A 13398-nucleotide genomic window follows, 5' to 3' on the forward strand; every position below is an offset into this window, starting at 1 on the left:
GTCTGTCATCATGGGGTGGAAAGATTATAATTAATTCCACTTTAAGTGCAGGAAATCGGCTAAAATGCTTCTTTTTGATGACAAACTTTCCACTTTTAGAATATTGTGGTGAAAGTCTTGAAAGTTTTTCCACTTTTGTATATAAAAACTAAGTTAAATTATAAATATCACGGTTATGACAGAATCTGAACCATTGCAAGAAGAATCGAATTATATTCCTTACTGTATAGGCAACATTCGCCATAATGGCGTTGTCAGTACCAGTAACCGTTTAATTCGCCCAATCGAATTATCAGCCAATGAATATAAGGCACTTTTATATGCAATGGCGGTTGCGAATTATAGTGAGAAAAATAGGGTAGATGGTGAAATTACCGAACAAACTTATATTTATTTGTATAAGGATGATTTGGCAGATTTACTAGGATTAAATAAACGTAATTCAATTAATGTTGCAATAGATCGGATTTATAAAGAGCTTTCATCCCGGGTAGCTCATTTTATTATTGAGGAGCCAGCTGATAATGGTAAGAGAAAGACTAAAAAAGTACATTCTGTCGTTCCCATTATCCGTGAGTTAAGATGGGAAGATGATTCTAAAAATGCGATTCAGATTCGTTTTACCAGTGAGGTGTTGCCGTATTTCACTCAACTGGCTGGGGGTAATTTTACTACCTATCAGCTAAAACATCTTTTTGCCCTAGATTCTGTTGCCAGTATGAGTCTTTATACTTATTTCATTAAAAACGAATTTAAGTACGCCAATCAAAAGAGTTATGAAGTGCCATTACTTTTAGAAAACTTGAAAGCACTGATTGATATTAATGAAACCAAATATGATCGCTGGGTAGATTTTAGACGCTATGTATTAGACAAAATAGTGGCAGAAATTAACGAAAATACAGATCTACAGTTAGAGTATGAAACCGTTAAGAAAGGCCGTCCAATTGTAGGTGTGAATTTTAAACTGCATCATCGGATTGCTGATAAGGCACTGGATGAATTTGCAGTGATTGAAAAAATCTATCTTGATGTTCCATTTGAAGACAATGCATCCGTAAAAGAATTAGGGGCTAAATTCGATATGAATGTACGTTCTTGGTATATTTTTAATAATGATGAAAATTATCAGCAGTTCAAGAAGTGGTTTAAAAAAGTAGGATGCCTCACTGACTCTCAAGCAAATATTGTCATTAATGACACTTTATTCCAAATGGATTTTGCTGAAATTGGTATGGGGTTGAATGACTTTAAACGAAATATGAAGCATAAACTTAAAAGTAATCCGGAATTCGTCCATAGTATTCGTGAAAGACTGAATGATATTTTTGGTAAAGAGTTGATCTAGCGAAAAGTGTAGCAACTTGCTACACTTTTTAGATATATGTTCGTAAAGAATACAAGTGGTAAGGACCTTAGGATAAAAACGACTCTGTTGCATAAAGTGTGAAAATTGAGACTGAACCGTACCGGGTTTGTCGGAGACCAACTTTCTTGAGAGAATGTTCCAATGACAAAACCAAAATATACCCCTGAAATCAGAGAAAGAGCGGTTCAATTATTGATTGAATCTGAAAAAGATTATCCTTCTACTTGGGCTGCAATCACAGCTATTGCACCTGAGCAGCATGCTGCGCAAGGGTTGTACTCCTGAAACATTGCGTGTTTGGTATTTAAAGCATATGGATCAACTAAATCCTGCCAAAGTACAACAGATATCTGACCAAGAAAAAATGAAGCAAATGGAACGTGAAATTAAAGAATTAAAACGTGCCAATGAAATTCTACGTAAAGCAGCCGCTTTTTTCGCCCAGGCGGAGCTCGACCGCCCACACAAATAATGGTGGATTTTATCCAGAACAATAAAGATCGATATGGTGTTGAAGCGATTTGTAGAATTTTACCGATTGCAGCTTCGACCTATTATCGGGCTTTAGATCTCGTTGATAACCCAGAACATCGAGCGAAACGTGTTCAGCATGATTTACATCATGCAGAGCAAATCAAACGTATTTGGAAAGAAAGTTTAGGTCGATATGGTGTGCGTAAGGTCTGGCAACCGTTATACCAATCGTTATCCAGATAGCGGCTTAAAGCTGGCCAACGCTTCAGAGTGTAATTGATCGCCTTGGCGGTTGGAGAACTCGATGGCACAGTCAGTTGATGTTGGTTGAGCCATTCATACAGTTGTTGCATCACCGGTTGACTATGCTGTTGTCGGTATTCGCGGCGCTGTTCTGCTGTACCATCGGTCTTTTTCCTGAGTTCTGCTTCTATGGCATACAGTTTCTGAATCAGCACTAATGCCTGTTCAGCGACCTGACTTTTTTTGGTCACATGCAGTTCATGGAATTTACGACGCGCATGCGCCATGCAGCCCACCTCAATGACCTGACCTGATTTAAAGCGTGCTTTATAACCGCTGTAATCATCACAGACCAGATGGCCCTGCCAGTCTTTCAGGAACGCTTCAGCATGCTGACCTGAACGACTATCCTGAAAGTCATAGATCACGGCTTGAACTGGATTGTACTGTGTAGTGGCATAGGCCCAGACATAACCTTTCTTCGGTTTTTTATCATTCTCACCCATCCGCATGATGGTGACCGGCGTTTCATCGGCATGGATCACCCGCTGTTGCAGCACCACCTGTTTTAAGGCATTGGCCAGGGTGCTGAGTACACGTCCAAACTGGGTAATCTTGGTGTCTTTCTTGCTGCTTTGATTCACTCTAAAGACTGAATGTTTGTCGCTGTAAAACGCTAAAGGCTTACCGTGCTGTTCGACATATAAGCGTGTTGAAATCATATAGTCAAAGGTTGATTCTGACTCACAGAAGCGTAAATGCTGCAATTTTCCTGTAGCATCATCGATAAACACCAGCAGACAGCATTTAGCAGCGCGTCCTTCAAACCAGTCATGGTGTGAGCCATCAATTTGGATCAGTTCACCAAAGCAATCCCGGTTGTAACGAGGCTGATACGGTCGTTTCAGGCGCTTGGATCGAGGCATCCATAAGTCAGCTGCAATCATCCAAGAACGCAGGGTTTCTACTGAAAGATCGAATCCATGTACGGTGGTGAGCTTTTCATGCGCTAAAGTGGGTCCGAAACCATGGAGTTGGTCAGAAACAATATTGAGGCACTTGAGTTTGAGTTCTTCAGGAAGTTTAGAATTGCTGATTTGGCCACGACCGGCATGGGCTAATGCAGCTGGACCTTGGGCTTTGTATTTCTGCAGTAAGCGTCTGATCTGACGTTCTGAAATATGAAGTAGCTGAGCAGCCTGGGATTGAGTTATGCGTTGATCGCAGATTTCCTGCAAGACCGACAATCGTTTAAGTTCTTTATCCGACATAGACACCAACATATCAAACCGTCCGCTAAGGAAATTGCAAAAGTGCATATTCTAAAAGCGGACATTTTTACTTTGGAGAAACCGGACATTTCTATTTTGGAGTTACAAGTCCATTGCGTATAATAGTGATTATGTTAAATTAAGTACATAGTACTTTAAGTTGGCTTTGTTGCACAAACCTATCTGTAAAGGCTTTTTCAGCGATATAATTTTCAAATGAAGAAGCCTACACACAAAATCTACCGCACAACCAATTGGCCCGCATATAATCGAGCACTCATGAGTCGCGGAAATATTGCCATTTGGTTTGATCCTGCTACGCAATGGTATGCTCCATCAAAAGGCAAACAAGGGCGAAATCAAACCTACTCCGACGCAGCTATCCAATGCTGCTTAATGATTAAATCCTTATTCCGTCTATCTTTACGTATGGTCACTGGCTTTGTGCAAAGTCTGATTAAACTTTGTGGATTAAATTGGACCGCACCAGATTACAGTATGCTTTGTAGAAGACAAAAGCATATTGATATTGCAATCAGCTACCAAAAAAGTAGCGATGGGCTGCATCTACTCATAGACTCTACAGGCATGAAGTTTCTAGGTGAGGGCGAATGGAAACGCAAGAAACATGGACCTGAATATCGTCGCCAATGGCGTAAACTTCATATTGGTATAGATCAAAACCCTTCAAATACGCGCTATTCAACTCACTACAAATAATGTGAGTGATTCACAAGTACTTGGTGATTTACTCGATCAGATTCCTCAAGATGAGCAGATTGACTCTGTTTATACCGATGGAGCTTATGACACCAAGCAATGCCGTCAGGTCATTGCAGATCGGCAAGCACATGCGGTGATTCCACCTAGAAAAAATGCGAAACCATGGAAAGATACAAAGAGTAGCTCGCTAGCGCGAAATGAATTACTTCGAACAGTTAAACGTTTAGGCAGGACACTATGGAAAAAATGGTCAGGCTATCATCGCCGCAGTTTGGTGGAAACCAAGATGCATTGCATCAAATTATTAGGCGATAAATTAATGGCAAGAAGCTTTCCTAGTCAGGTGAATGAGATTCATGCACGTGTAGCAGTCCTCAACAGATTTACGGAATTAGGTCGACCAGTTACCCAAGTTACGCCTTAAATTTGGCTCAATTAGGGGCGCTTTGCATTTCAAATCTTTGTGCAACAAAGCCTTAACAGCCTAAAAATATTATCTAGCCCTATGCAAAGATATGCATAGGGTTATTACTTATTTAGAAATTAACGTAGTATCATTTTTTTTGGGAGTTTCAAAAGAGATTTTTTCAAAAATTATTAAACTAAAGATTAAGACTCCGATTAAGCCAATTAGTCCCATAATTAAGAAAGTTGCTCTAAATATCAAGCCATAAGTCAAAATTGTGCAACAAAGCTAAATTGAAATATCAAGACTAACAAGAAATTCAAATTGATTACTAATAGAGCGGCTCACGGCGCCCTATCTTTTAGAAAAACGTATCTGCCGATACATTAAACCGCTCAGACAATGCCTTAATATGACGAATATTCAGTTGGCGTTTACCACTTAAAATCTCAGAAATCACAGATTGGGTTGCAACTTCTGCTAAGTCAGACTGACCTAAACCATGTTGCTCCATCAAAAAAGCCAAAGCAGCACGACCATCCCCTTTAGGCATAGGAAGATGCTCATTTTCATAATCAGAAACCAAATCACCAAGCTGATGAATAAGCCCCATTAAAGGATTAGATTCGTCATCACCAACGGTATCTAAAAGTTCATCTAAAGCTTCAACAAGTGTATGAAAGTCGTCTTCATTTTCTGGCTTGCTGAGCAATGGTGCAACGTAGTGCCAGTGGTCTACGGCCTGTTTAATCATCGCGTTCATACTAACCTTCCTTCCAATGACCTTTGTCATATTCTTTATGGGACAAGACATGACGAATATACACACGTTTTGCTTGATACATCACGACGGCAATAAGTCGGATCTTGTTCCCGCCAATATCGAATACATGGAACTTTCCAACTTTATCGACAGCTGGAAAGAGCTGTTTCATCTCAGCAAAATCTTTCGGATCGTTTGCCTTTATGGTTCGATACCAACCATCTAATGCCGTTTCAGCCTGTGGCCACTTGTGCATTGCTTCTATAATTCTAGCGTGGGTGATCACATGCATAACATTTTATCGCATTTTGCTATAAATCAAGTATAAACAAATTATCGCATTTTGCAATATTGAAGGGCTAGGATGAATAAAGCGCCAAATGGCGCTTTATTAATTATCAGAGGCTTTGTTGCACACACCTATCTGTAAAGGCTTTTTCAGCGATATAATTTTCAAATGAAGAAGCCTACACACAAAATCTACCGCACAACCAATTGGCCCGCATATAATCGAGCACTCATGAGTCGCGGAAATATTGCCATTTGGTTTGATCCTGCTACGCAATGGTATGCTCCATAAAAAGGCAAACAAGGGCGAAATCAAACATACTCCGACGCAGCTATCCAATGCTGCTTAATGATTAAATCATTATTCCGTAGGTCTTTACGTATGGTCACTGGCTTTGTGCAAAGTCTGATAAAACTCTGTGGTTGAGCAGCCCCGAATATCAGTGATATTCATAGCGTCAGTTACTTGTCTTTTTACATTGTAATCTGTTTTTCTAATTCAGCTATCCGTGCATTTGCATTAGTGAGTTGTGATTCCACATATTTGATCGAGCCTGATTTTTCGAGTAGCTGTTCATATTTGGCTTGCAAGGCGTTGTAGTCTTCTTTTGCCTTATCTGTACTAGCAAGAGCGACTTTCAGCTTGTCGGTGGTGTCATCAGTTTGTTTGACCTGTTCATCAAGTTTGATTTGCACCTGTTCCAGTTTTTCTGTGGTATCTGCAAGCTGCTTTTCCAGTTGTTGCACTGTTTCCGCATATCCGCCTTGTACTGCATCAATCCGTTCTTGCAATAGGGTTGCAATGACTTGTGACACGGTAACAAGTTCCGCATCTTTCAGAGTTTTTGCCGTAGTAACGGCTGCCGCCAGTTGCTCTTCAAGGATCTCTTTGCGGTATTTGTTGATAGTGGTCTTTGAGCCGCTACCAAGAACCGCAAGGATATTATCGTTAGTTGGGTTTGAGCCTTGTGCTGCAAGGGATTCGATGGCTTTTGCCACATCTGATTTAGTGATTGCCATGGGTTTACTTCCTATTGTGTACTGTACTGTATCGTATTTTAGTACATTACAGTACAGTACACAATCGATATTTTTTATGAATTATGACTAGCTAAAACTCACCCGTATATTCAAACCAATTCAGGGGTCGTTTGCGGGAGGGGGCGGAATCCTACGCTAAGGCTTTGGCCAGCGATATTCTCCGGTGAGATTGATGTGTTCCCATCCGAGCGGCGAAACATGGGCCAAGAGATCGGGCGATAGCAGCTTTCCATCGCGTTTCTGGTTTGCAACGACCTCGCCGAGCTTCATGGTGTTCCAGAAGATGATGATGGCGGCGAGCAGATTCATGCCGGCGATGCGGTAATGCTGGCCTTCGGCGGAACGGTCGCGGATTTCACCGCGGCGGTGGAAGCTGATTGCCCGCTTCAGCGCATGATGAGCTTCGCCTTTGTTGAGCCCGATCTGGGCACGCCGTTGGAGTTCGGCATCCAGAATCCAGTCGATCATGAACAGGGTGCGCTCGACGCGACCGACTTCCCGCAGGGCTGTCGCGAGCTCGTTCTGCCGCGGATAGGAGGCGAGTTTCCGCAGAATCTGGCTTGGCGCGACGGTCCCGGCAGCAATGGTGGCGGCGATGCGCAGGATGTCGGGCCAATTGCGCTCGATCATGGCTTGGTTGACCTTTCCGCCGATCAACGCTCGCAGGTGCGCCGGGGCGGCCGACGGATTGAACGCGTAGAGCCGTTTGGATGGCAGGTCGCGGATGCGCGGAGCGAACCGGTAGCCGAGAATGGCACATGCGGCAAAGACGTGATCGGTGAAGCCGCCCGTGTCGGTGAACTGCTCGCGGATATGGCGTCCAGCATCGTTCATCAGCAGGCCATCGAGGATGTAAGGCGCTTCGCTTGCCGTTGCAGGAATCACCTGGGTTGCGAACGGCGCATATTGGTCGGAGACGTGGCTATAGGCTTTCAGGCCCGGGGTATTGCCATATTTCGCGTTGACCAGGTTCATGGCCTCACCTTGCTCTGTAGCGACGAAGAACTGTCCGTCGCTCGAAGCCGACGTGCCCATGCCCCAGAACCGGGCCATGGGTAACGCTGCCTGTGCCTCGACCACCATGGCCAGCGCCCGGTCATAGGCTTCGCCCTCGACATGCCACCGTCCAATGCGGATCAATTCCCAGAAGGTGTGGGTGTTTGTCGCATCCGCCATTTTGCGCAAGCCGAGGTTGATCCCTTCCGCCAAGATAACGTTCATTAGCCCGATCCGGTCAGCGCAGGGTGCTCCTGTGCGCAGATGGGTGAACGCTTCGGTGAAGCCGGTCGCCGCATCCACCTCCAGCAGGAGATCGGTGATGCGCGTGGGCGGGATCTGCTTGTAGAGATCGAGCACCAGATCTTCGGCGCCTGTCGGCGCGGCGGCTTCGAGTTTCTCGATATGCAGAACGCCGTTTTCAATCGACCCGCCCGGGATCGTGCCTGCGCGAGCGGCACGGCCAAGCTCGCGCAACCGCATGTCGAGGCGAGCTTGCCGGTCTGCCAGCCATTCCTCCGGCCGCAATGGCACAGCGAGACGACCGCCTTCCGCGATGGCTTGTGCCGGAACGAGTGCGTGTTTCAGATCGCCATAGCGCCGGGACCTAGTAAGCCAGACATCTCCGGAGCGGAACGCATCGCGCAGATGGAACAGCACCGCGATCTCCCATAGGCGAGCGTCGCCAGCCCTCTGGGCCCGAAGGTGGCGATGCCATTTCGAGCTGGGCCGCAAGAAGCTGGTCATCGCGGCATCGTTCAAACCGGTACGAAGGGCCGTCACCGCTTCCAGAAGCGGCAGTGCAACGGGCGCAGCTCGCAGATCGAGCAGGCGCAACATGCGTGGAGCGTATCGGCGGAAGCGGTGATAACCGTCGAGCACATGATTGAGCGGATCGTCGGCCATGGTGGCGGTCAGCCTGGTTGCCATTGCAACAAGGGTTTTTAAGCCGTCCCACCCTGACCCACTCGCGATGGCACTGTTGCAAATAGTCGGTGGTGATAAACTTATCATCCCCTTTTGCTGATGGAGCTGCACATGAACCCATTCAAAGGCCGGCATTTTCAGCGTGACATCATTCTGTGGGCCGTACGCTGGTACTGCAAATACGGCATCAGTTACCGTGAGCTGCAGGAGATGCTGGCTGAACGCGGAGTGAATGTCGATCACTCCACGATTTACCGCTGGGTTCAGCGTTATGCGCCTGAAATGGAAAAACGGCTGCGCTGGTACTGGCGTAACCCTTCCGATCTTTGCCCGTGGCACATGGATGAAACCTACGTGAAGGTCAATGGCCGCTGGGCGTATCTGTACCGGGCCGTCGACAGCCGGGGCCGCACTGTCGATTTTTATCTCTCCTCCCGTCGTAACAGCAAAGCTGCATACCGGTTTCTGGGTAAAATCCTCAACAACGTGAAGAAGTGGCAGATCCCGCGATTCATCAACACGGATAAAGCGCCCGCCTATGGTCGCGCGCTTGCTCTGCTCAAACGCGAAGGCCGGTGCCCGTCTGACGTTGAACACCGACAGATTAAGTACCGGAACAACGTGATTGAATGCGATCATGGCAAACTGAAACGGATAATCGGCGCCACGCTGGGATTTAAATCCATGAAGACGGCTTACGCCACCATCAAAGGTATTGAGGTGATGCGTGCACTACGCAAAGGCCAGGCCTCAGCATTTTATTATGGTGATCCCCTGGGCGAAATGCGCCTGGTAAGCAGAGTTTTTGAAACGTAAGGCCTTTGAATAAGACAAAAGGCTGCCTCATCGCTAACTTTGCAACAGTGCCGAATTTAGCGCGGTCGCTAAACATTTCGGCACCACCCAGGTGCTGCACGATATCAATCTGAAAATTGATGCCGGTGAATACCGGCTGGCTGCCGACGATCCGGATGAGGAGAACACCCTCGCCACGGCAGTTTTCACCCTCGATGCCAACCACGTCAGGTGGCAAATTTTCGACATTAACCGCGACGATGCTAAATTTCAGGGAGAAGTGCGTGGGTGAGATAGCCGGTCGTCAGTCATAAAGGGCAGGGTAGTACCGTTGGCCCGGCGTTCGATAGTACCGTCCGGATACTGCCAGATATCGGCGTCCAGGGAGATGTCCTGAAGCGCGGTGTCCGGAATTTCAGGTTTGTGTCTCTACAAAGACTAACTATCAGAAAAACTCATCGAGCATCAAATGAAACTGCAATTTATTCATATCAGGATTATCAATACCATATTTTTGAAAAAGCCGTTTCTGTAATGAAGGAGAAAACTCACCGAGGCAGTTCCATAGGATGGCAAGATCCTGGTATCGGTCTGCGATTCCGACTCGTCCAACATCAATACAACCTATTAATTTCCCCTCGTCAAAAATAAGGTTATCAAGTGAGAAATCACCATGAGTGACGACTGAATCCGGTGAGAATGGCAAAAGCTTATGCATTTCTTTCCAGACTTGTTCAACAGGCCAGCCATTACGCTCGTCATCAAAATCACTAGCATCAACCAAACCGTTATTCATTCGTGATTGCGCCTGAGCGAGACGAAATACGCGATCGCTGTTAAAAGGACAATTACAAACAGGAATCGAATGCAACCGGCGCAGGAACACTGCCAGCGCATCAACAATATTTTCACCTGAATCAGGATATTCTTCTAATACCTGGAATGCTGTTTTCCCGGGGATCGCAGTGGTGAGTAACCATGCATCATCAGGAGTACGGATAAAATGCTTGATGGTCGGAAGAGGCATAAATGCCGTCAGCCAGTTTAGTCTGACCATCTCATCTGTAACATCATTGGCAACGCTACCTTTGCCATGTTTCAGAAACAACTCTGGCGCATTGGGCTTCCCATACAATCGATAGATTGTCGCACCTGATTGCCCGACATTATCGCGAGCCCATCTATACCCATATAAATCAGCATCCAGGTTGGAATTTAATCGCGGCCTCGAGCAAGACGTTTCCCGTTGAATATGGCTCATAACACCCCTTGTATTACTGTTTATGTAAGCAGACAGTTTTATTGTTCATGATGATATATTTTTATCGGCACTGTTGCAAATAGTCGGTGGTGATAAACTTATCATCCCCTTTTGCTGATGGAGCTGCACATGAACCCATTCAAAGGCCGGCATTTTCAGCGTGACATCATTCTGTGGGCCGTACGCTGGTACTGCAAATACGGCATCAGTTACCGTGAGCTGCAGGAGATGCTGGCTGAACGCGGAGTGAATGTCGATCACTCCACGATTTACCGCTGGGTTCAGCGTTATGCGCCTGAAATGGAAAAACGGCTGCGCTGGTACTGGCGTAACCCTTCCGATCTTTGCCCGTGGCACATGGATGAAACCTACGTGAAGGTCAATGGCCGCTGGGCGTATCTGTACCGGGCCGTCGACAGCCGGGGCCGCACTGTCGATTTTTATCTCTCCTCCCGTCGTAACAGCAAAGCTGCATACCGGTTTCTGGGTAAAATCCTCAACAACGTGAAGAAGTGGCAGATCCCGCGATTCATCAACACGGATAAAGCGCCCGCCTATGGTCGCGCGCTTGCTCTGCTCAAACGCGAAGGCCGGTGCCCGTCTGACGTTGAACACCGACAGATTAAGTACCGGAACAACGTGATTGAATGCGATCATGGCAAACTGAAACGGATAATCGGCGCCACGCTGGGATTTAAATCCATGAAGACGGCTTACGCCACCATCAAAGGTATTGAGGTGATGCGTGCACTACGCAAAGGCCAGGCCTCAGCATTTTATTATGGTGATCCCCTGGGCGAAATGCGCCTGGTAAGCAGAGTTTTTGAAACGTAAGGCCTTTGAATAAGACAAAAGGCTGCCTCATCGCTAACTTTGCAACAGTGCCCTCGCGATGACATCGCCCAGCGGCTGGCCATCATCCTGTGCATCGACCAGGGCGCCCCCGATCTCGGCGAAGGATTTCAGGGTGTCACGCACCACCCCCGCTTCGTCTGCGACCTTTGCATGGCAAATACGCTCCGAAGCACGGTAGAGACGGCCGACGATCCGGTCGTGGGTTTCGACCACTGCGTCGGCCAACATCGCCTGCCATTCCGAGACGCAAACAGCCAAGATCGCAAGCCGCCTGTCCTCCGGGAGATCGCGCATGCCGTCGGCATAATACCGTTCACCCTGCCTGCGCAGACGAGTCACCCGATGGGCAGGAACGCCGGCAAGCAGATCCTCGGGGAGATCGACGCGTTGCAGATATTCGAGCCGGTCGAGCAGCCGGTTGGCCGACGAAGAGTTCGAGCCAGGCTCGAACTGGCGCAGCCACACAAAACGGGTCACCCGATCATCAGCCGTCTCCTCGAGCAATGCCAGCAACTGTTCTCGGATCGACATAGGCAGCCGACTGGCGATCCTCGTCTCGATGCGTCGCTCGGCATCGACGAGAGCCGCGGCACAAAGCCGCTCGATCGTGGATGTCGCGGGAAGGACAGTGCGGGTGCGTCGGCACTCGGCTACGAAGCGACGGGCGATATCCTCGTTCGACACCGCCATCTCGGCTTCTCGGAACAACCATTCCTTCAGCTCGCTCGCACCACGTCCGGAGAAGGTGCGGAAGCCGTAGAGCCCCCGTAACTCGGCAAGATGCTCGTGCCGTGTTTCCTCGCGGGCAGCATAGTCTACGAGATCGTCGGCACCCAGGCCAAGCTGCGCTCCGATAAATTCGATGACCTCTGCAGGGATCAGTTCGCCTGGAGCCAGCACCCGGCCGGGATAGCGCAGGACACACAATTGCAGGGCGAAGCCGAACCTGTTGTGAGCGCGCCGACGCAGCCTGATATGCCCAAAGTCTTCATCACTCAGCGTATAGTGCTTGAGCAAATCCGTCTGTGAAGTCGGCAAGCGCAACAGCGCGTCTTTCTGCCGATCGGTTAGAGTGACGCGACGCGGCATACATGTTCCTTTTTCAAAATCTGATAGCGTTCAAGACGCTTTGTTTATGAAGCTGGTTGAGATACATTTCCAGAGGTCAATGCAATCGTGGCCGAAGCGCCGCCTCAAACCAACGTTTGTGATACATGCTGATCGGATATGCCCGCGTCTCCAAAGCCGATGGCTCGCAGTCTCTCGACCTGCAGCACGACGCCTTGCGCGCCGCAGGTGTCGAACGGGACAATATCTATGATGATCTTGCTTCCGGCGGTCGTGATGATCGCCCTGGCTTGACTGCCTGCCTCAAGTCATTGCGTGACGGCGATGTGCTGGTGGTCTGGAAGCTCGATCGCCTCGGACGATCGCTTGCCCATCTGGTCAACACGGTGAAGGAGCTGTCAGACCGCAAGATCGGCCTGCGGGTTCTGACTGGAAAGGGCGCTCAGATCGACACCACGACTGCGTCCGGTCGCATGGTGTTCGGAATCTTCGCCACCTTGGCCGAGTTCGAGCGGGATCTGATCCGAGAGCGCACCATGGCGGGTCTCGCCTCCGCGAGAGCGCGCGGTCGCAAGGGCGGACGAAAATTCGCGCTCACCAAAGCTCAGGTGCGTCTCGCGCAAGCCGCCATGGCCCAGCGCGATACTTCAGTTTCCGATCTCTGCAAGGAACTCGGCATCGAGCGCGTCACTCTCTACCGATATGTCGGTCCCAAAGGCGAGCTCAGAGACCATGGAAAGCATGTTCTCGGACTTACGTAGCAACTCGTTTCTTTTCGCAGGTTGAGCCACAGAGGTGGATCAGGAAATTTGAACAACACTTATAAGTGATATTTTGCTCCCCAAATGATGTTATAAACATCAATATATGGAGTATTTTATGACACGTAGACCAAGAAGAAATCATTCAAATGACTTT

At 47.9% G+C, this 13398-nt stretch carries 10 protein-coding genes, 5 pseudogenes and 1 other annotated feature; of the genes and pseudogenes, 8 read left to right on the top strand and 7 right to left on the bottom strand.

Annotated elements, in window-relative coordinates:
- Positions 1-175: 175 nt before the first annotated feature.
- A complete protein-coding gene (locus FTV17_RS13775; RefSeq protein WP_127800989.1) occupies positions 176-1348 on the top strand; it encodes a replication initiation protein in 1173 nt (390 codons plus the stop codon).
- Positions 1349-1510: 162 nt separating this feature from the next.
- A pseudogene (locus FTV17_RS13780) lies at positions 1511-2065 on the top strand (IS3 family transposase); the annotation flags it as partial.
- Positions 1799-1915: a sequence feature (AL1L pseudoknot), on the top strand. It overlaps the preceding pseudogene by 117 nt.
- On the opposite strand, the gene FTV17_RS15570 reads toward FTV17_RS13780, so the two are convergent.
- On the bottom strand, positions 1990-3357 hold the full coding sequence (locus FTV17_RS15570) for an ISNCY family transposase (protein ID WP_225531283.1): 1368 nt from the start codon (positions 3355-3357) through the stop codon (positions 1990-1992). The pseudogene FTV17_RS13780 and the gene FTV17_RS15570 overlap by 76 nt on opposite strands.
- Positions 3358-3573: 216 nt before the next feature.
- On the opposite strand from FTV17_RS15570, the pseudogene FTV17_RS13795 reads away from it, so the two are divergent.
- A pseudogene (locus tag FTV17_RS13795) lies at positions 3574-4504 on the top strand (IS5 family transposase).
- 343 nt (positions 4505-4847) lie between these two features.
- Here FTV17_RS13795 and FTV17_RS13800 read toward each other — a convergent pair.
- On the bottom strand, positions 4848-5249 hold the full coding sequence (locus FTV17_RS13800) for a type II toxin-antitoxin system HigA family antitoxin (protein ID WP_035268402.1): 402 nt from the start codon (positions 5247-5249) through the stop codon (positions 4848-4850).
- A gap of 1 nt (position 5250) precedes the next feature.
- Positions 5251-5541: a type II toxin-antitoxin system HigB family toxin gene (locus FTV17_RS13805; RefSeq protein ID WP_016165531.1), complete on the bottom strand. Its 291-nt coding sequence runs from the start codon at positions 5539-5541 to the stop codon at positions 5251-5253.
- Positions 5542-5706: 165 nt separating this feature from the next.
- On the opposite strand from FTV17_RS13805, the pseudogene FTV17_RS13810 reads away from it, so the two are divergent.
- Positions 5707-5961, top strand: a pseudogene (locus tag FTV17_RS13810) (transposase); the annotation flags it as partial.
- A 50-nt stretch (positions 5962-6011) separates the two neighbouring features.
- Here the strand turns inward: FTV17_RS13810 and FTV17_RS13815 are convergent.
- On the bottom strand, positions 6012-6557 hold the full coding sequence (locus FTV17_RS13815) for a DNA-binding protein (protein WP_127800924.1): 546 nt from the start codon (positions 6555-6557) through the stop codon (positions 6012-6014).
- Positions 6558-6713: 156 nt separating this feature from the next.
- Positions 6714-8552 (bottom strand): annotated as a pseudogene (locus FTV17_RS13820) (Tn3 family transposase); the annotation flags it as partial.
- Positions 8553-8612: 60 nt separating this feature from the next.
- Here FTV17_RS13820 and FTV17_RS13825 point away from each other — a divergent pair.
- Positions 8613-9317 (top strand): IS6-like element IS26 family transposase, encoded by a 705-nt coding sequence (locus FTV17_RS13825; RefSeq protein WP_001067856.1) that lies wholly within the window; start codon positions 8613-8615, stop codon positions 9315-9317.
- A gap of 91 nt (positions 9318-9408) precedes the next feature.
- A complete protein-coding gene (locus FTV17_RS13830) occupies positions 9409-9588 on the top strand; it encodes a hypothetical protein (protein WP_000902128.1) in 180 nt (59 codons plus the stop codon).
- Positions 9589-9741: 153 nt separating this feature from the next.
- Here FTV17_RS13830 and FTV17_RS13835 read toward each other — a convergent pair whose 3' ends face one another.
- Complete coding sequence (locus FTV17_RS13835; protein ID WP_000018326.1) at positions 9742-10557, bottom strand: aminoglycoside O-phosphotransferase APH(3')-Ia; 816 nt, start codon at positions 10555-10557, stop codon at positions 9742-9744.
- A 129-nt stretch (positions 10558-10686) separates the two neighbouring features.
- Between FTV17_RS13835 and FTV17_RS13840 the strand changes: the two genes are divergently transcribed.
- Positions 10687-11391 (top strand): IS6-like element IS26 family transposase, encoded by a 705-nt coding sequence (locus FTV17_RS13840; protein WP_001067856.1) that lies wholly within the window; start codon positions 10687-10689, stop codon positions 11389-11391.
- Positions 11392-11445: 54 nt separating this feature from the next.
- Here the strand turns inward: FTV17_RS13840 and FTV17_RS13845 are convergent.
- Positions 11446-12501, bottom strand: a pseudogene (locus FTV17_RS13845) (DUF4158 domain-containing protein); the annotation flags it as partial.
- Positions 12502-12626: 125 nt separating this feature from the next.
- Between FTV17_RS13845 and FTV17_RS13850 the strand changes: the two are divergent.
- Positions 12627-13241 carry a recombinase family protein gene (locus FTV17_RS13850; protein WP_000904906.1) on the top strand — a complete coding sequence of 205 codons (615 nt, stop codon included), beginning with the start codon at positions 12627-12629 and terminating at the stop codon, positions 13239-13241.
- Positions 13242-13398 lie beyond the last annotated feature (157 nt).

The organism is Acinetobacter sp. YH12239 (assembly GCF_013417635.1).
GTDB lineage: Bacteria > Pseudomonadota > Gammaproteobacteria > Pseudomonadales > Moraxellaceae > Acinetobacter.